This is a genomic window from Solwaraspora sp. WMMA2101 (genome assembly GCF_049179175.1).
Lineage (GTDB): Bacteria > Actinomycetota > Actinomycetes > Mycobacteriales > Micromonosporaceae > Micromonospora_E.
This window is the reverse complement of record NZ_JBMHMA010000006.1, coordinates 759,183-777,467: the sequence shown is the minus strand read 5'-3', so window position 1 is coordinate 777,467 and position 18,285 is coordinate 759,183. Positions and strand designations below refer to the sequence as shown.

At 70.5% G+C, this 18,285-nt stretch carries 11 protein-coding genes; 10 read left to right on the top strand and 1 reads right to left on the bottom strand.

What is annotated here, in order from left to right; translation table 11 throughout:
* The first annotated feature begins 1 nt into the window (after position 1).
* The 9 genes from ACN28F_RS04030 to ACN28F_RS03990 are packed head-to-tail and all read left to right on the top strand — an operon-like array spanning position 2 to position 10,750.
* On the top strand, positions 2-2,071 hold the full coding sequence (locus tag ACN28F_RS04030; RefSeq protein ID WP_421357026.1) for a hydantoinase/oxoprolinase family protein: 2,070 nt from the start codon (positions 2-4) through the stop codon (positions 2,069-2,071).
* Positions 2,068-3,756 carry a hydantoinase B/oxoprolinase family protein gene (locus ACN28F_RS04025; RefSeq protein WP_421357025.1) on the top strand — a complete coding sequence of 563 codons (1,689 nt, stop codon included), beginning with the start codon at positions 2,068-2,070 and terminating at the stop codon, positions 3,754-3,756. Before ACN28F_RS04030 ends, ACN28F_RS04025 begins: the two co-directional genes overlap by 4 nt.
* 10 nt (positions 3,757-3,766) lie before the next feature.
* Positions 3,767-5,485: a hydantoinase B/oxoprolinase family protein gene (locus tag ACN28F_RS04020; RefSeq protein ID WP_289206772.1), complete on the top strand. Its 1,719-nt coding sequence runs from the start codon at positions 3,767-3,769 to the stop codon at positions 5,483-5,485.
* Positions 5,482-6,750, top strand: coding sequence for an amidohydrolase family protein (locus ACN28F_RS04015; protein ID WP_289206771.1), 1,269 nt, complete (start codon positions 5,482-5,484; stop codon positions 6,748-6,750). Before ACN28F_RS04020 ends, ACN28F_RS04015 begins: the two co-directional genes overlap by 4 nt.
* A 20-nt stretch (positions 6,751-6,770) precedes the next feature.
* Positions 6,771-7,202, top strand: coding sequence for a nuclear transport factor 2 family protein (locus tag ACN28F_RS04010; protein WP_289206770.1), 432 nt, complete (start codon positions 6,771-6,773; stop codon positions 7,200-7,202).
* Complete coding sequence (locus ACN28F_RS04005; RefSeq protein ID WP_289206769.1) at positions 7,199-8,200, top strand: NADPH:quinone oxidoreductase family protein; 1,002 nt, start codon at positions 7,199-7,201, stop codon at positions 8,198-8,200. The genes ACN28F_RS04010 and ACN28F_RS04005 overlap by 4 nt, the downstream gene beginning before the upstream one ends.
* Positions 8,197-8,556 (top strand): TIGR04076 family protein, encoded by a 360-nt coding sequence (locus tag ACN28F_RS04000; RefSeq protein ID WP_289206768.1) that lies wholly within the window; start codon positions 8,197-8,199, stop codon positions 8,554-8,556. Before ACN28F_RS04005 ends, ACN28F_RS04000 begins: the two co-directional genes overlap by 4 nt.
* Positions 8,557-8,570: 14 nt before the next feature.
* On the top strand, positions 8,571-9,584 hold the full coding sequence (locus tag ACN28F_RS03995; RefSeq protein WP_289206767.1) for an LLM class flavin-dependent oxidoreductase: 1,014 nt from the start codon (positions 8,571-8,573) through the stop codon (positions 9,582-9,584).
* On the top strand, positions 9,581-10,750 hold the full coding sequence (locus ACN28F_RS03990; RefSeq protein WP_289206766.1) for an alpha/beta hydrolase: 1,170 nt from the start codon (positions 9,581-9,583) through the stop codon (positions 10,748-10,750). The genes ACN28F_RS03995 and ACN28F_RS03990 overlap by 4 nt, the downstream gene beginning before the upstream one ends.
* A gap of 85 nt (positions 10,751-10,835) precedes the next feature.
* Here ACN28F_RS03990 and ACN28F_RS03985 read toward each other — a convergent pair whose 3' ends face one another.
* Complete coding sequence (locus tag ACN28F_RS03985) at positions 10,836-11,453, bottom strand: helix-turn-helix domain-containing protein (RefSeq protein WP_282227952.1); 618 nt, start codon at positions 11,451-11,453, stop codon at positions 10,836-10,838.
* Positions 11,454-11,873: 420 nt separating this feature from the next.
* Here ACN28F_RS03985 and ACN28F_RS03980 point away from each other — a divergent pair, with 420 nt between their 5' ends.
* Entirely contained in the window at positions 11,874-18,281 is a 6,408-nt protein-coding gene (locus ACN28F_RS03980) for a carboxypeptidase regulatory-like domain-containing protein (RefSeq protein WP_289206765.1), read from the top strand.
* Positions 18,282-18,285: the final 4 nt, after the last annotated feature.

Sequence of the window (18,285 nt, the reverse complement as noted above, 5' to 3'; positions counted from 1 at the left end):
GATGTCCGCACCACACATCCGGCTCGCCGTCGACATCGGCGGCACCTTCGTCGACGCGATGGAACTCGACACCCGTACCAACCAGGTCCGGTTCCGCAAGGCGTCGACCACCCCGGCCCGCCCCTGGGAGGGTGTGCTGGACGCGGTGACCGCGCTCGGCACCGACCTGTCGCAGGTGGAGCTGTTCATCCACGGCACCACGCTCGGGCTCAACGCCGTACTGGAGCGCCGGGGCGGAGCCACCGGGATCATCACCAACGAGGGTTTCCGGGACATCTTCCTGCTCGGTCGGGGCAACGTGCCCGCCGACCACATGTACGACTTCCAGTACGAGCGGCCGGAGAGCCTGGTCAAGCGCCGGTACACCGCCGGGGTCACCGGGCGGCTGGACTACCAGGGCCGGGTGGTGACCGAGCTGGACCCGGACAGCGTCCGGGCCGCCGCCCGTACCCTGGTCGAGGGCCAGGGGGTCGGCTCGATCGCCGTCTGCTTCCTGCACTCGCACGTCGACCCGCGCCACGAGCAGGCCGCCGCCGCCCTCATCCGTGAGGCGTACCCGCAGGTCAGTGTCTCGGTGTCGACGGACATCGTGCGCGAGCACCGCGAGTACGAGCGGACCAGCACCACCGTGCTGGAGGCGTACATCCGGCCGATCTTCGAACGTTACGTCGACGAGCTGGAGTCCGGGCTGGCCGCCCGGGGCTTCACCGGCCGGTTCCTGATCATGCGCTCCGGCGGCGGGTCGATGACCTCGACGATGGCCAAGACGTCCCCGACGCACACCGTGCTGTCCGGCCCGGCCGGCGGCATCGTCGGCGCGGCCTACCTGGCCGACGCGCTGGGTCGGGACAACCTGCTGACCTTCGACATCGGCGGTACGTCGTTGGACGCCTGCGTGATCGAACGCGGCAGCCCGGTCGCCGCGTACGAGGCCCAGCTGGAGCACTTCCCGCTGCTGATCCCGACGTACGACATCCGCACCATCGGGGCCGGCGGCGGCTCGATCGCCTGGCTGGACCGGGGGCTGCTGAAGGTGGGTCCGCAGAGCGCCGGTGCCGACCCTGGCCCGGTCTGCTACGGCCGGGGCGGTCAGCGCCCGACCGTCACCGACGCCTCGGTGGTGCTCGGCTACGTCGACCCGGACCGGTTCCTCGCCGGCGCGATGGGGTTGCAGGCCAAGGCGGCACAGGCGGCGCTCGACGAGCAGATCGCCACCCCGCTGGGGCTGAGCCCGACCGCCGCCGCGGCCGGCGTCTACGACGTGCTGCTGGCCCGTACCGTCGGCGCGGTCCGGCAGATCACCGTGGAACGCGGCCACGACCCCCGGGTCTTCTCGCTGCTCGCGTTCGGCGGTGCTGGCCCGCTGCTGGCCCCACTGCTGGCCCGCGAGATGGGCATCCGGGAGGTGGTGGTGCCGTTCGCCCCGTCCGGCTTCTCCGCCTGGGGGATGCTGTCGGCCGACATCGTCGACGACTTCTCCCGGACGGTGCTGGCCACCCTGGACGCCGACGCGCCGGAGGGCAGCGTCGACCTGGCCGCGCTGGAGTCGACGTTCGTCGAGGTCGAAGCCGAAGCGGTCGCCTCCCTGGTGGAGCAGGGCGTCGACGCCGCCTCGGCGGTGCTGGAGCGCCAGCTGGAGCTGCGCTACCTCGGTCAGGAACACTCCCTGATCGTCACCATCGGCACCGACCTGGACAGCGCCGCGATCCGGGCCGCGTTCACCGAGCTGCACCGCACCCGGTACGGCCACGCGATGAGCAACCGGCTGCAGATCCTCAACCTGCGGGTACGCGGCATCGGCCGGACCACCCGGCCGGAGCTTCACCGCCCGTCCGCCGGCGACGGCGACCCGGCACGGGCGCTGCTCGGCCACCGCTACGCCTTCGACTTCGGCACCCGCGAAGTGGTGCCGTTCGCCGTCTACGACCGGTCGAAGCTGGCCCCGGGGGACCGATTCGCCGGCCCGGCCCTGGTCGACGAGGGCACCTCGACCACGGTGGTGCCCAGCGGCCAGTACGTCGAGGTGGACCCGCACGGCTACCTGCTGGTCACCCTGGAGGAGGCGAAGTGAGCACTCTGGACGGCGCGACCACCGAGGTGGTCCGCAGCTACCTGATCTCCGCCGCCGAGGAGATGCGGGCCACGTTGATCCGTACCTCGTTCAACCCGGTCATCTACGAGGTGCACGACTTCGGCATGTCGATGTACGACGCCGACCTGCGGCTGATCGCCGAGGCGACCGGGTTGACGTTCTTCCTCGGCGCCAACGACTTCTCGCTCGCCAAGGGCGTCGCCTACGTCGGCCGGGACAACCTGCACCGTGGCGACATCGTGCTGCTGAACTACCCGTACTGGAACGCGGCGCACGCCTCGGACGCCACCCTGTTCGCCCCGGTGTTCATGCCGGACCCGGCCGATCCGGCCGCCGACGGCACCCTCGTGGGGTTCCTCTGCGTCCGGGCGCACTGGATGGACCTGGGCGCCAAGGACCCGGGGTACGTGCTCGACTCCACCGACATGCACCAGGAAGGGCTGATCTTCCCCGGCACGAAGGTCGTCTCGCGGGGTGAGCCGGTGCACGAGATCCACGAGCTGATCCGCTTCAACTCGCGGATGCCCGCCGAGGTGCTCGGCGACCTGCACGCCCAGATCGCCGCGCTGCGCACCGGGGAGCGGCGCTTCCTGGAGATCCTGGCGAAGTTCGGCCGGCCCACTGTCGACGCCGCCGTCGAGGCGATCATCGCCGACGGCGAGGCGCGCAGCCGGGCCGCCCTGGCCGCGCTGCCGCAGGGGTCGTGGACGGCGACCGACTGGGTCGACGACGACGGCATCACCGACGACCCGGTGAAGATGCAGGTCACCGTCACCATCGCGGACGGCACGTTCACCGTCGACTTCGCCGGCTCGTCACCGGCGGTGCCCGGCCCGATCAACATGCCGTACGGCGCCACGGAGGCGATCTGCAAGGTCATCCTGAAGTCGTTGACCTCGCCGGACCAGCCGTCGAACGCCGGCACCATCGCGCCGTTGCGGGTCAGGGCCGAACCGGGCAGCCTGTTCCACGCCGTCTACCCGCAGCCGACGTTCACCCTGTGGACCGGCATCGTCGCCGTCGAACTGATCCTCAAGGCGCTCGCCCAGGGCATGCCGGACCGGTTGCCGGCCTCGTCCGGTGGGGACGTGCCCGGGTTCATGATGGTCGGCATCCACCCCGACACCGGGCAGCTCTTCGCGGTCAGCAACAACGACCCGGTCGGCTGGGGCGCCACCCGCGAGCACGACGGCATGAACGCCGCCACCCACGTCTCCGGCAGCACCGGGCGGATCACCCCGATCGAGGTTCTCGAGGCCCGTACCGGGATGTTCTTCGAACGGGTCGAGATGCGCACCGACTCCGGTGGCGCCGGTCGGCACCGGGGCGGTGCCGGGCTGCGCCGCGACATCCGGTTCGTCACCCCCGGCGAGTTCCTGTCGGTGATCAAGAAGACGAAGTCGGCGCCGTGGGCGCTCGACGGCGGCGCCCAACCGGAACCCAACCAGGTGATCGTCTTTCCCGGCACCGACCGGGAGCAGCGGGTCAGCACCAGACGCACGCCGGTCGTCCCCGGGGACCGGGTCACCCTGCTCACCGCTGGTGGCGGCGGGCACGGCGACCCGCGCGACCGGGATCCCGAGGCGGTGCGTGCCGACGTCGCCGAAGGCTACGTGTCGCCGGCCGCCGCCCGCGACGTCTACGGGGTCGACGTCGATGACTGATACTTGCAAAGTGGACGGTGCGGCGGCCGAGGTGGTGCGCAGCTACCTGGTCGCCGCCGCCGAGGAGATGCGCTCGGCGCTGGTGCGCACCGCGTTCAACCCGGTCATCTACGAGGTGTACGACTTCGGCATCTCCATCTACGACGCCGAACTCCGGCTGGTCGCCGAATCCACCGGGCTGAGCCGGTTCCTCGGCGCCAACGACTACTCGATCCGCAAAGGCGTCGAGTACGTCGGCCGGGACAATCTGTACCCCGGCGACATCGTGCTGCTCAACTATCCGTACTGGAACGCCGCGCACGCCTACGACGCCACCCTGTTCGCCCCGGTGTTCCTGCCGGACCACGGCGGTGCGGACGGCACGCTCGTCGGGTTCCTCTGCGTCCGGGCGCACTGGATGGACCTCGGGGCCAAGGACCCGGGGTACGTGCTCGACTCCACCGACATGCACCAGGAAGGCATCATCTTCCCCGGCACCAAGGTGTTCCGCCGGGGCGAGCCGGCGCACGAGATCATCGAACTGATCCGGTTCAACTCGCGGATGCCCGAACTGGTCGTCGGTGACCTGCACGCCCAGGTCGCGGCGCTGCGCACCGGTGAGCGGCGGCTGATCGAGCTGATCGGGCGGTTCGGCCTGGCCACCGTCGAATCGGTCGTCGACACGGCGATCGCCGCCGCCGAAGCGTCCACCGCCGACGCGCTCGCCGCCCTGCCGCAGGGCTCCTGGACCGCCGTGGACTGGCTCGACGACGATGGCATCACCGACGAACCGATCCGGATGCAGGTCACCGTCACCATCGCCGACGGCACCTGCACCATCGACTTCACCGGCTCGTCACCCGCCGTCGCCGGGCCGGTGAATCTGCCGTACGGGTCGACGATCGCCACCGCCCGGGTCGCGTTCAAGGCGCTGACCACCCCGACCGAGCAGACCAACGCCGGGCACTTCACCGCGCTGCGGGTGATCGCCGAACCGGGCAGCCTGTTCCACGCCGTCTACCCGGCCGCCACCTTCACCCAGTGGACCGGCACCGTGGCGATGGAGCTGATCTACCAGGCGCTGGCCCAGGGGATGCCGGACCGGCTGGCCGCCTCGTCCGGTGGGGACGTGCCCGGGTTCATGATGGTCGGCACCCACCCCGACACCGGGCAGCTCTACGCGGTCAGCAACAACGACCCGGTCGGCTGGGGTGCCACACCCGACCACGACGGACTCGGCCCGGCCAACCACCTGTGCCAGACCCAGGCCCGCAACACCCCGGTCGAGGTCCTCGAGGCCCGCACCGGAATGTTCTTCGAACGGGTCGAGGTACGCGCCGACTCCGGCGGAGCCGGCCGGCACCGGGGCGGACCCGGGCTGCGCCGCGACATCCGGTTCGTCACCCCCGGCGAGTTCCTGTCGGTGGTGAAGAAGACCAGATCGGCGCCGTGGGCGCTGGCCGGCGGTGCCCAACCGGAACCGATCCAGGTGATCGTCCACCCCGGCACCGATCGGGAACACCGGGTCAGCACCAGACGCACGCCGGTGACCCCCGGGGACCGGATCACCCTGCTCACCGCCGGCGGCGGCGGGCACGGCGACCCGCGTCAACGCGATCCCGGGGCGGTACGCGCCGACGTCGCCGAAGGCTACGTGTCACCGGCCGCCGCCCGCGACGTCTACGGCGTACCCGACCTGACCGTGAAAGAGGTTCCGATGACCGCCCCCGATGGCCGGACCCCGGCATGAGCGCCGCCACCCGCCCCGCACCGGTCGACACCGTCCTGACCAACTGCACCGTCGTCGACGCCCGCGTCCTCGACGGCGTCGGCCCGGTCCCCGACGCCGCCGTGCGGGTACGCGGAGACCGGATCGTCGCTGTCGGCCCGGCCGCCGAGGTGACCGCCGCCGCCCGCGCCGACGCCGACATCACCGAGATCGACCTCGGCGGGGCCTACCTGACCCCCGGGCTGACCAACATGCACACCCACCTGTCGCTGTCGCTGCCCGGCACCGGTGGGCAGAGCGTGAAGAACATGACCCCGCACGAGCTGGCCCTCTACATGGCCGACGGGGCCCGGCGGACCCTGCTCTGCGGCGTCACCACGGTCCGCTGCGTCGCCGAGAAGGACCACGCCGACTTCGCGCTGCGCCGGGCGATCAGCTCCGGCCGGGTCACCGGGCCACGGATCTTCACCGCCGGCCGGGCCCTGGTCTGCACCGGCGGGCACGGCCACGAGAGCAGCGACACGCTGGAATGCGACGGTGCCGACGGTTTCCGCCGGGGTGTCCGTAGCCAGATCAAGGCCGGCGCCGACCTGATCAAGGTGATGATCTCCGGCGGGATCGCCGGCGAACACGAGTCGATCCATACCCGACAGTTGTTCCCCGACGAGATGGCCGCCGTCATCGACACCGCGCACGCCTGGGGTCGCAAGGTCACCGCCCACGCCGGCCCGGCACCGGTGATCGGCGAAGCCGTCGAGCTGGGCCTGGACTGCGTCGAACACGGCTACCAGCTCACCGAGGAGGTCGCCGCCCGGATGGCACACCGTGGCACCGCGCTGGTCCCGACCCTGCTGGTCACCCGCTGCAAGGAGTTCTTCGACGAACTCGGCGTACCGGAGTGGATGCAGTGCCGTTCCCTCGGCGCCGGCCCCCGGCACCTGGAGAGCTACGCCATGGCCCTCGCCGCCGGCGTCGAGGTGCTGCTCGGCAGCGACATGCCGCCGTTCTGGCAGTTCGAAGGCACCAACGCCTCCGTCCGGGAGTTGGAGTACCTGTCGGAGAGCGGCATCGGCCCGGCCCGCGCCCTGTACGCCGGCACCCTCGGCCCGGTCCGCTGGCTCGGCGCCGAGGCCGACCTGGGCACCGTCGAGGTCGGCAAGTACGCCGACCTGGTGGCGATGGACGCCGACCCGCTCGCCGACACGTCGGCGTTCCGGGGGGTGCGCTGGGTGATGTCCGGCGGCCGGGTGATCCGTGACGACCGCACCGGGTGGGCGGCGTGGTGACCGACGTAAGGAGGAGCAGAATGTCCGAACAGGCCGCCGCCGAGATCGCCGCCGACATCGACGACATGTACGACGCCTTTCTCGCCGGTGACCAGGCCCGGTTCGACCGGCACCTGCACGCCGACGTGACCACCTGGGAGACGCACCTGCCCGGCCCGCTGCGTACCCGCGCCGAACTGGACGCCTACCGGGCAGGCCGCGATGCCGCCGGCAGCCGGCCGACGCTGGACCGGCTCGCCGCGCGGCAGCTGCGGGTCGACGTGTGGGGCGACGCCGCCGTGGCCCGCTACGTCCTGGTCGCCGTGGCCGCCGGCGGCGGACCGGAGCAGCACAGCCGGGTCACCGACGTGCTGCGCCGCACCGACGACGGCTGGCGGATCGTGCACCACCACTCCGAACTGGTCCGCGACCCGGCGGAACCGGACCTCGAACCCGCCGGCGGCCCGGCATGAGGCGGCTGATCGCCACCGGGTACGGCGAACCCGAGCAGGTGCTCACAGTCGCCGACCTGCCCGACGACCCGCCGCCCGGCCCCGGCCAGGTGCGGATCGCGGTCACCGCCGTCGGGCTGAACTTCCTCGACGTCATGCTGTGCCGGGGCGAGTACCCGGTGCGCCCCGAACCGCCGTTCACCCCCGGTGTCGAGCTGGCCGGCCGGGTCGTCGCCACCGGCACCGGGGCCGAGGCCCTGGCCGGGGTCGACGTGGTGGCCTGCCCGGCGCTGCCGCACGGCGCGCTCGGCGAGACCGTCACCATCGACGCGACGCTCGCCGTACCGCGTCCGGCCGAGCTTGACCCGGTCGTGGCCGCCGCCGTCCCGGTCACCTATCAGACTGCCTGGTTCGCCCTGGACCGCGCGGGCGTCCACGCTGGTGAGACGGTGCTGGTGCACGCCGGAGCCGGCGGCGTCGGCATCGCCGCCACCCAGCTGGCGCGCGCCCGGGGCGCCCGGGTGATCTGCACCGCCGGCGGGCCGGCGAAGACGGCGCTGTGCCGCGACAACGGCGCCGACGTCGCCATCGACTACCTGGCCACCGACTTCGTCGACGCGGTACGCGACGCGACCGGCGGCACCGGCGCGGACGTGGTCGTCGACCCGGTCGGCGGTGACGTGTTCACCCGGTCGCTGGACTGCCTCGCCGTCGAGGGCCGACTGGTGGCGGTCGGTGCGGCCGGCGGCACCCCGCCGCCGGTGGACCCGATGCGGCTGATCGCCGGCAACGCCACCCTGATCGGGCTCTCCTGGGGCTCGACGTACCCGTGGGCCCGCCCCGACGCGGTCGCCCAGGCGTACCAGCGGATCTTCGACCTGATCCGGGCCGGCGCGGTCCGGCCCCCGGTGAGCCGGGTCGTCGACCTGGCCGGCACCCCGGCGGCGCTCGCCGACCTGGCCGACCGGCGCACCACCGGCAAGATCATCGTCCGGATCGACCCGAGGGAGCAATCATGAGCGAGCACACTGCCGGCGCCGACGGCGGCGAAGGCATCGGAGGCGGCGACATGGAGGTCTACGACCTGCGGGTCAGCGTGGACCGCATCGAGGGCCGGTCGGTCTGCGGAATGGCCGTCGGCGACCACTTCGAGCTGACCGACAGCGCGCACCTGAAGATCCCGGCCGGCAAACACTTCTGCGTGTACGCGCTCGCCTCCGTGCTGCCGTTCCTCGCCGCCAAGCAGCGCGACATGCCGCCGGGGGACTGGCTGGAACGTGACACCCTGTTCGCCTGCCCGGACCCGGAGGAGGGCCTGGTCATGCGGGTCGAACGGACCTGCAAACGGCGGATGAACTCCGCCGACCTGACCTGACCGGGAGCAACCAGGTGTCTACTGTAGAAATCGGGCTGGGGTTGCAGAGCGACAAGCGCGCCGGCGACTACGCCCGGCTGGCCCGCGCCGCCGAGGCGTACGGCTTCGACGTGCTCACCGTCTTCGGTGACCTGATGTACCAGCCGCCGATCTTCCCGCTGCTGGAGATGGCCGCCGCCACCGGGCGGGTCCGGCTCGGCACCGCCTGCCTCAACCCGTACTCGATGGCCCCGTACGAGATCGCCGGTCAGCTCGCCGCCCTCGACCTGGCCTCGCACGGGCGGGCCTACCTCGGGCTGGCCCGAGGCACCTGGCTCGGCGCGGTCGGCATCGCCCAGCCGCGCCCGCTCGCCGCGCTCGCCGAGGCCGCCGAGGTGGTCTACCGGCTGCTGCGCGGCGACACGTCCGGTTTCGACGGTACGGTGTTCCAACTCGCCGCCGACACCACCCTCCGGTACGCCGTGCACCGCCCCGACCCGCCGCTGCTACTCGGCGCCTGGGGGCCGCGCGGTGCCGCGCTCGCCGGCCGGATCGCCGACGAGATCAAGGTCGGCGGCAGCGCCAACCCGGACATGGTGCCGGTGATCCGGGACCGGATCCGCCCCGGTGCGCAGGCCGCCGGCCGCCCGGTCGACGACATCGGCATCGTGTTCGGCGCGGTGACCGTGGTCGACACCGACGGCGAGGCGGCGCGGGCGAAGGCCCGCACCGAAGTGGCGATGTACCTGGCGGTCGTCGCCGACCTGGACCCGACGGTGACCGTCCCGGACGAGCTGCTGGCGCACGTCAAGTCGTTGGTGGCGGCCGGGCGTGACGTCGACGCGGGCCGGCTGGTGCCCGACGACCTGCTGGACCGGTTCGCTTTCTCCGGCACCCCGGCGCAGGTCGCCGCCCAGGCACAGGCGCTGATCGACGCCGGGGTACGCCGGGTCGAGTTCGGCACCCCGCACGGGCTCACCGACGATCGGGGAGTGGAGCTGCTCGGCGCGCAGGTGCTGCCGCTGCTGCGGAAGGAGGGTTCCCGATGACTGTCGATCATGTACTGGTCGTCGCCGGCCCGGGGCTGGCGGTCGACCCGTCGCTGCTGCACGGGCTGGTCGCCGCTGAGGCAACCGGTCTCGGCGTGACCGGTGACTTCGTGGCCGCCGCCGACGCGGGTCAGGTGCGACAGCTGCTCGACGGCCTCGGCGCGGGCAGCGCCGCCGTCGGGCTGCCCGGCCCGGACCCGGCGGTCCGGTCGTTGCTGACCAGCGGCGGCGACCGGGCCGGCCGCACCGTGTGGTACGAGCCCGACGTTACCGGCCCGCAGCCGGTGCATCAAGCCTCGACCCACCTGTACGGCCGGGGCGTGTGGGGGCTGGCCTGGGCGGTCCGGCACGCGGTGCACCGGCTGCGCCGACCGGCACTGCGGATCCCGTACGGTCCGGATCCGGAACAGTGGGGCGAGCTGCGGCTGCCGCCAGCGGCAGGTGATCGCGTGCCGGTGGCGGTGCTGCTGCACGGCGGCTTCTGGCGGTCGATCTGGGCGGCGGACCTGATGGACGCGCTCGCCATCGACCTTGCCGACCGGGGCTACGCGGCGTGGAACCTGGAGTACCGCCGACCGGACCGGCACGGCTGGCCGGCCACCACCGCCGACGTGGCGACCGGGTTGGCGGTGCTGGCCAACCTGCCGGAGCTGACCGGCGACGCGGTGCCGGCCGGGTCGCTGGACCTGGACCGGGTCGCGGTGTTCGGCCACTCCGCTGGCGGCCAGTTGGCGCTGCGGCTGGCCGCCGACACCGCCGCCGACGGTCCCGGCTCTGGCGGTCCCGGCGGTGCGGGCGGTGTCGCGGTGGCGTTGGCGGTGTCGTTGGCCGGGGTGCTGGACCTGGCCGAGGGCCAGCGGCGCCAGGTCGGCACCGGGGCGGTCGCCGCCGCGCTCGGCGGTGTTCGCGACGACATCCCGCAGGTGTACGCCGCCTCGGATCCGATGGCCCGGCTGCCGATCGGCGTACCACAGTTGATCGTCCAGGGTGCCAGCGACGACCTGGACCTGATCGACTTCAACCGCCGGTACGTGGCCGCGGCCCGCGCCGCCGGCGAGGACCCGGGCTGGCTGGAGCAGGCCGGCGACCACTTCTCGGTGATCGACCCGGCCGCGCCGATCTGGCGGGCGACGATGGCCGAGACGGACCGCCGACTCGGCCGGTGAGCCGTCCGCCGAATTATTACGTGACAGTGAACATGATGCCCAGCAGTGGGCAGTTTCCGGCGCCGACCGGCGACGGTGCGCGGAGTCAGAACAACCGGGGAGTGACCACCGAGACCACGGTGGTCACTTCGTCGGTGTCGTTGTAGAGCCGGTGCGGGGTGTTCGACCGCAGGTGCAGGCTGTCGCCCGGGTAGAGCCGGTGCTCCACCCCGTCGACCTCGTACAGCAGCTCGCCCCGCACGACGTAGGCGAACTCCTCGCCGGCGTGCCCGTACGCCTCCTCGCGGCGCCCGCCCGGCGCGATGTGCACCAGCATCGGCTCCAGCACCAGGTTGGGGCCACGGTCGGAGAGCATCCGATAGGTCTGCTGACCGGAGACGTACTCGGTCGCGCCGTTGTCGGCCCGGGTGAGCGTGAAGTGCACCGGCAAGTTGCCCTGCGGGTCCTCGGCGGTCGCGGGCGGCTCCTCGCTGAAGAACTCGGCGACCGGCCGGTCCAGGGCGGCGGCGACGCTGTTGAGCGCGGTCAGCCCGATCGACGAGACACCCCGCTCGACCTGCGACAGGAAGCCGATCGACAGATTGGCCCGACCGGCCAGACCGCGCAGGGTCAGCCCCTGTTCCTTGCGGAACTGGCGCATCCGGGCGCCGACCAGATCCTGACGTACGTCACCGTCGGTGACGACGCGGTCTGACCTGCGCACCGGACCTCCCAGGGGGTGAGGCGGACCGCCCGCCGGGCCGCACCGAATTCTTGTTCGATGGTATCGAACTAACCGCCCCGACCGGAACCCCGACCGGACGTCGTGGAGGAGGGCTTCGGGGTCGTAGCGCTGAGTAGTTGTTCGTTGTGCTCACTGTTCGTTACCCGTTGGCGACGAATGTGTATGCCGTGTCCGCTTTGTGGTTGCAGCTTGTGACGGGCATTTACGCCGATCGTTCAGGGCCCTTACAGTTCGGACACTGGCTGGCGTCAATCACGGGGGTGCCGGATGGCAGGCGTGCGCATGGGCGGTTCGCGGCGATACTGGGCCGCGACAGTGGCCGCATCGGTAGCCCTGACAGGGCTGGCGGTGCCGGCACGCGTGGCCGCTACTCCAACCAGCTCTCCGCCACAGGCCTGTGTGGATGAGCAGGCAGACGCCGCCTCGGCGACGCGAATGGTCGAGATCTGTGGCCGGCGGGTCGAGCTTCTCGCCGAGCGTACGGAGTGGACACAGACCTTCGTCAACGTCGACGGATCGCGGACCTTGGAGCAGACCATCGAGCCGGCGCGGGTCCGTAAGGGAAACGCGTGGGTGCCGGTCGACACCACCCTGAAGATGACGGCCAACGGCGTGGCGCCACGGGCAACGGTGCTGCCGATGGTCTTCTCCGGAGGCGGCGATGCCCCCCTTGCCCGGCTCCGCGACGGCGAGCGGGAGCTGGCGATGACCTGGCCGTCCCGGCTGCCGAAACCCGAGCTGGAGGGTGCGACCGCAATCTACCGCGACGTACTGCCTGACGTCGATCTACAGGTGACTGCGCAGCCCCTGGGCTTCTCCGAGGTGCTGGTGGTGCATTCCCGCGAGGCGGCGGCGCACCCGGACCTGGCGTCGCTGCGGTTCGGACTGGAGACCAAGGGTGTCACGGTGGGCGCGACCGCCTCGGGCGGGCTGGCCGCCCGTGACGACAAAGGCGCCGTCGTGTTCGCCGCGCCTGCACCTCTGATGTGGGACTCCACTGGGTCCGCGGCGGCCGAAACCGACGCGGCAGCGGAGAGTGCCACTCGGGAGAAGGACACGCGCGAGTCCGCACCGCAGCGCAAACCGGACTTGGCAGAGCAGCAGCGGCAGCTGGATGAGTCGTCGACCGCCGAGGTTGCGCCCGACCAGCCCGCCATCCCCGAGGCGGCCCATCGGGCGGTCATGCCGGTCCGCGTCAACGAGGACTCGGTGACCATCCTGCCGGACAAGGCGATGCTGGCTGATCCACGGACGAAGCTGCCGATCTACATCGACCCGTCCTGGACCGGCGGGATCGTCAGCAACGCGTGGACGACGGTGTGGAGCAAGTACAAGGCGAGCTCGTTCTGGCAGAACTCGTCGGCGTTGTACAACGGTTCGACGTACGGGTCGGCCGGTGCGGGCCGTACCCAGGACTGCTCCGGCTGCAGCGACTACATCATCCGGTCGTTCTTCCGGATGAACACCTCCAAGGTGTCCGGGAAGCACATCGTCAAGGCTGAGTTCCGGATCGAGCAGCGGCATGCGTGGACGTGTAGTCCGAAGAGCAACGCGAAACTGTGGCTGACCGGGGCGATCTCCTCGAGCACGACGTGGAACAACCAGCCCACCTGGAACGGCAGCTACACGGCACAGACATCGGGAAACCGCAAGTACGGGGCGGCGCACGGCTGTCTGGGCACCGGCACCATCGAGTTCAACGTGACGTCGATGGTGGCGAAGGCCGCGTCCAGCAAATGGTCGAACCTGACCGTCGGTCTGCGAGCCGTCGACGAGGGCACCAAGAATCAGTGGAAGCGCTTCAACCACTCGTCGCCGAAGCTGGCCATCACCTACAACACCAGTCCGAACGCGCTGGCGGACCGCAAGTCCGACGGCAAGGCCTGCGCCACCGGGGCGTCACGGCCGTACGTGCTGACGACCACGCCGATCCTCGCCGCCAGGCACTCCGACCCGGACAGCGACCAGCAGTCGCTGACGACCGATTTCTACTGGTGGCCGGTGGGCGGTACGCGGACCGAATCGAACAAGGTGTCGCAGGCTGCGGGAAACCCATCGACGGTGTCCCGGGCGATCCCGTCGGGCAGGTTGACCGACGGGGCCAGCTACGTCTGGCAGGCCAGGACCTGGGACGGTTCGCACCATGGAGCGTGGTCTGGCACCTGCGAGTTCACCGTCGACGCGACACCACCGCCACCACCGGCGAACGTCGGCTCCACAAACTACCCCAACGATGGTGTCCCACGCGGCGGAGTCGGCCTCCCTGGCACGTTCTCCGTGGCCGCACCGACCGTCCGGCCGTACGAGGTCAAGGAGTACGCCTACAGCCTCGACTCGGGTGTGCTGACGGCTGCGAAGACGGTGCCGGCGCGGACGACGGACTACGGCGCGTCGATCACCCTGGCGCCGGTGCGCGACGGCGTCAACGTGCTGTACATATGGTCGAAGGACCACGCTGGGCGGTTCTCTACCCCGGTCATCTACAACTTCAGCGTCCGGGCCGGTTCCGGTCCGGCCGCCGAGTGGACGTTCGAGGAAACCGGGACAACCGCCACCGACGTCTCCGGCCACGGCAACGCCCTGACCATCGGCGCATCGGCAACCAGGGTCGCCGGCCGGTCCGGGATAGGTACGGCGCTGTCGCTGCCGGGCACCGCCGCTGCCACCAGGGCCGGCGCGCTCAGCACGCCGCACCCCGACACCGGTGTCTCGACACAGGTCCGCACCGACGTCAGTTTCACCATCGCCGCCTGGGTCAGAATCGACTCCACCACCGGAACTGGCCTGCAGACCGTAGTCAGCGCGAACGGCTCCCGGGCGTCTGCCTATCACCTCGGCTACGCCGGGGGCAACCAACGCTGGCGATTCACGATGGCCGGGGCCGACGTCGACAACCCCGCGCTGTACAGCGTGCTGTCCAACGCCGCACCTACCGCTGGCCGGTGGACCCACCTCGCCGGGGTCTACGACGCCTCGACAAGACAGATGACGCTCTACGTCAACGGCGTCCTCCAGACGGCAACTGCGACCCTCGTCGGGGGGTTCAACGCTACGACAGATGTCGCCGTTGGCAAACGCAAGTGGAACGGCGGCGACGACAGCTTCTTCACCGGTCTTGTCGACAACGTGCGCTTCTACAACTTCATGGAGACCCCGGCGAACCTCTCGGAGCTCGCAGTACCGCTGCCGCCCGTCGTCACCTTCCCCAACGGCAACGACGCCACCGCCGGCGGACAGCTCACCGTACGGTTCGACGCCGGCGGCGACACCAACGTCACCAGCTTCCGATACAGCGTCGACGGCGCTGGGCTAGACAGCGCGGTGAACGCGACCACGGCGGGTGGCACCGCGACCGTGACTATCGACGTCGGCGGCGCAATGGGAGAGCGGCCCGTCTACGCGGTCGCGGTGGACGACGGCAATCGGATCAGCGACATTAACCAGGGCGCGTTTACCGTCGGGTCGGCAGCCAGCCTGTCCGGTACGGTGTGGAACCAGTTCTTCCTGCCACAGGCCGACGTCGTGATCCGGCTGCATCCCGGTAACCATCAAGCGACCTCGAATGCCGACGGCAGCTACTTCGTGACAGGCTTCGCCCCCGGCGCGTACACCGTCACCGCCACGTTCGGCGGCCGATGCGGCGAGGTGTCCAGCGATCCGTTGGAGATCGACGGACAGGGCATCAATTTCGACATCTTCCTCTCAGCGGTCAGCGACGATCTGGGTCACACCTGCACGGAACAGACCACCGCGTTCGCTGCGGCGTCGAGCACACTGGCGTTGACCGGTGATGACGCGGTCGCCACAGTGCAGTTGCCGTTCGCGTTCCCGTTCTACGGCGGCGCGTACCGCAGCGCGTGGGTGGACACCAACGGCTTGCTTTCCTTCACGGACCCCGGCGGCTCGTACCCGTACACCGGTCAGCAGCCGGCACCGGCGACACCAGCCGCAGCGGTGGCACCATTCTGGGACGACCTGGTCGTCGACGCCTCGGCGAGTATCCGTACCGCGACTACCGGCTCCGGCGCTTCCCAGCGGTTCATCGTCGAATGGCGCAACGTGCACCGTAAGGGCAACACCGCGCAGCGGCTGTCGTTCGAGGTGCTCCTCGCCCCCGACGGCACCGTGACCACGAACTACGATCAACTCGACAACGCCGCCGAGCGGGGTGCACACGCGGTCGTCGGGATCGAGGCACCCGACGGCCAGGACCGGCTGCGCTACTCCGTCACCGAGCCGGTGCTGGCAAGCAGCAAGGCGATCACGTTCACTCGACCGGACGCCGTCGGCGAACTGGAGCTGCACACCCTGACTGGCACACTGACCAACGCCTCGGGCGCACCGGTGGTCGGTGCCACGGTGACCCTGGATCCGACCGGGTTGAGTACGACGACCGGCACCGGCGGCGCGTACAGCTTCACCGGACTCGTAGCGGACAGCTACACCGTGGCGGTGCGGATGCCGGGGCGGTGCGGTGCCGTGGCCAGCCAGCAGGTGGAGCTGTTCGCCGACCTGGTCCGTAACCTGCAGTTGGGTCCGGACTACGGCGGCATGGGATACGCGTGTAGCACTGGGAGCTCCGGTTTCGTCGCCGCATCGACGGTGCTCGGGTTGACCGGTGACGACGCGGCGACGATGGTCACCCTGCCATTCCCGGTACGGTTCCACGGCGAGACGTACACCAGTGGGCGGGTGCACACGAATGGCCTGGTGAGCTTCGGCAGCGTGTCCGGCGAGCCGGACACCTGGGTGAACCCGACGATGCCAACCGCCGCCGCACCGAATGCTGTCGTGGCGCCGTTCTGGGACGATCTGGAGGTCGACGCGTCAGCCAGCATCCGCACCCAGACCTTGGGCAGCTCACCGAACCGATCGTATGTGGTCGAGTGGCGCAACGTTGGATTCCGGCCCACCAACGCCCAACGGATCACCTTCGAGGTCATCTTCCACGAGGATGGTCGGATCGCATTCCACTACGGGGCTATGTCGACTCCGGTCCAGCAGGGCGCGGCGGCGACGGTCGGGCTGGAAAACGCCTCCGGCACAGTCGCTGCGCTGTACTCCTTCCACGAGGCGGCGCTGACCGCAAACAGCTCGATCATCTACACCCCGGCCCCTAATGGGACGGTCGAGGGCGTGTTGACCACGGCGGTTACCGGTGACCCGGTAGCCGGGGCGACGGTGACGTTGAACCCGGGTAACCGCAGCGCCACCACTACCGCCGACGGAAGCTACCAGTTCACCGCGGTCCCGGTGGGCGAGTACCGGGTCGCGGCGTCCACCGGTGACAACCGGTGTGCCGGCCAGTACGCCCGCGAGACGATCAACCATCCAGGCGGCATCTCTGACGTGGATCTGTCGGTGATGGTCGACGGCGATGAGTTTGGCTACAAGTGCACCGCCGGTGCACAGACCTTCATCCCCGGTGACGTCGTCGAGGGATGGCAGGGCGACGAGACGGTATGGCAGAAGAACCCGCCATTCCCGGTCAAGCTCTACGGCGAGTCGTACACGTCGGCGTGGATCAGCGCCAACGGCCTGATCAGCTTCAAGGACCCGGCGTACTTCGGCTGGATCGGCTCCTGGCCGGGCCCGATCCCGTCACCGGCGGCGGAGGGCTCACCGAACGCGGCGGTTTATGTGCTGTGGGACGACTGGGTGGTCGACTCTCAGGCCCGGATTGCGACCAGGATCAGCGGCACCGCCCCGAACCGGCAATGGGTCGTGGAGTGGCGCAACGTCCATATCTACGGTGACACCAACACCCGGGCCACCTTCGAGGCCATCTTCCAGGAGAACGGTCAGATCAGGCTCGCCTACGCCGACATCGACCCCGCGAAGTCGATCGAACGTGGCGGTGAGGGCACCGTCGGGATCGAGAACGGCGACGGATCCATCGGCTTCCAGTACCTGTTCCGTGAGCCGTGGCTCGCCTCCGGCCAGGGTGTCACGTTCACCCCTAACCCTCCGGGCCTGGGCAGCGTCAGCGGCACCGTCACCTGTGCTGGAGCACCGGTCGCCGGAGCGACCGTTGCGGTTGCCGACAAGACGACCACCACCGCCGCCAACGGCACCTATCAGGTCACTGCGGTTCCGGCCGGTACCTGGGCGGTGATCGTCACCCTGCCGAGCGGCACCTGCCGGGGCTCGGACGCGCGCCAGGTGACGGTCGGGACCAACACTCAGGCAACCGCCGACTTCGGCCTGGCCGTCACCGCGACCGGCGGCGGTTACCAACTGACTGAACTACCCGTGACCTACACCGCCGCCAACGGCACCGTGCTGTCGCTGACTGGTGACGACACCTACACCTCGGTCGCCCTTCCATTCCCAGTGACCCTCTACGGTCAGAGTTACTCCACCTGCTGGGTGGACATCAACGGACTGGTCAGCTTCATCAACCCCGGGACGTCCTCACCGGACGCGTGGCCCATCCCGTCACCCGCCGGTGCCGAGCAACCCAACGCCGCATTGTACCCGTTCTGGCACGACTGGGTTGTCGACAGCAACGCCAGTGTCCGCACCGCTGTGCGTGGCACCACACCGAACCGGCAGTTCGTCATCGAGTGGCGCAACGTCCACTCGTACGAGGATCCGCGTACCCGGGTCACCTTCCAGGCCATCATCGACGAAGCCGGCGGCTACAGCTTCGCCTACATCGACAACGACGGCACGTTCCTCGAACGTGGCGGCGGCGCCACGATCGGCATCGAGAACGCCACCGGCACCGCCGCGATCCAGTACACGTACCGGCAACCCGTGCTCCGGCCCGGAGTGGGACTGCGATTTACCGCCCCCACGTCCTGATCGC